1 protein-coding gene is annotated in these 1,117 nt (G+C 36.6%); it reads right to left on the bottom strand.

The genetic code is table 11. From position 1 onward, the window contains the following. Positions 1-101: 101 nt before the first annotated feature. Positions 102-1,117: group II intron reverse transcriptase/maturase (gene ltrA, locus JM172_RS24465; protein ID WP_214484978.1), on the bottom strand; the 1,016-nt coding region annotated here is incomplete at its 5' end.

The raw sequence follows: 1,117 nt of genomic DNA, 5'->3' as shown, positions 1-1,117 counted from the left end.
TGATACAAAACTTGATATCGAGAGAATGAAAAAGAAATATTGAGATACAAAACTGATTGTTAGACGGACTCACGTACGGATCTCGTATACGGCGTTTCAATTTATATTACAGTGTGTACTTTCAGATAATGTTCTAAAGCAGATGGTATTCCCCTCTGCTTTAACCTTTTATTTGAGATTGCTCTTTGAACAACTTTCGATAATCCTATATAACGGTATCCTTTACGACAGAATGTTAATCCCTTTGCTTCTTCCTTCGGAATCCCTAGTTGAGTTAGAGATTTGATTTGTTTCCTAGGTATCTTCCATTGCTTCCAGATGATTACCCTTATTCTCGAGCGTAGCTTCTCATCGATTCGTTTCATAACTACTTTCATATTTGCGATTCTAAAGTAGTTCACCCATCCGACTATGACTTGTTTAAGTTTCACTATTCGGTAGTCTAACTGGATACTCCAATTTCGCTTTGTCAGTTTTCTCAGTTTCCTTTGGAATTTCTGGACTGAATTTGTGTGAGGTTTTACTTGATATCTCTTGTTTTTAGTGTCGTAATAGTACCCAAATCCTAAGAATTTCAGTTCTTTTGGGCGAGATATTTTACTCTTTTCGGCATTGACTATCAACCCTAGTTTCTCTTCTATAAATCCTACGATTGATTTCATTACTCGATTAGCTGCTTTCTCGCTCTTCACAAAGATAAGGTTGTCATCAGCGTACCTCACGAATCGTAATCCTCTATTTTCTAGTTCCTTATCTAGTTCGTTCAACATAATGTTACTTAAAAGAGGACTGAGATTGCCTCCTTGCGGAGTCCCGACTGGTGTTTCTTCATATCTACCATTCACTATAACCCCACTAACTAAGTATATTCTTATTAGTGAGATAACATCTCCATCGTCTATTGTGTTAGATATAATTCGCATGAGCTTATCGTGGTGGACTGTATCGAAAAATCTTTCGAGGTCAATGTCCACTACCCAATCGTGTTCATCATTCAGAAATTCCAAACTTTTTATAATTGCCATCTCACAACTTCTTTTTGGTCTGAAACCGTAACTAAATTCACTGAACTGTTTTTCAAATATCGGACTGAGAACTTGATGAATGGCTTGTTGAA

Origin of the sequence: Bacillus sp. SM2101 (assembly GCF_018588585.1) — a bacterium.
Taxonomy (GTDB): domain Bacteria; phylum Bacillota; class Bacilli; order Bacillales; family SM2101; genus Nanhaiella; species Nanhaiella sioensis.
This window is presented reverse-complemented; position numbering and strand designations above follow the sequence as displayed.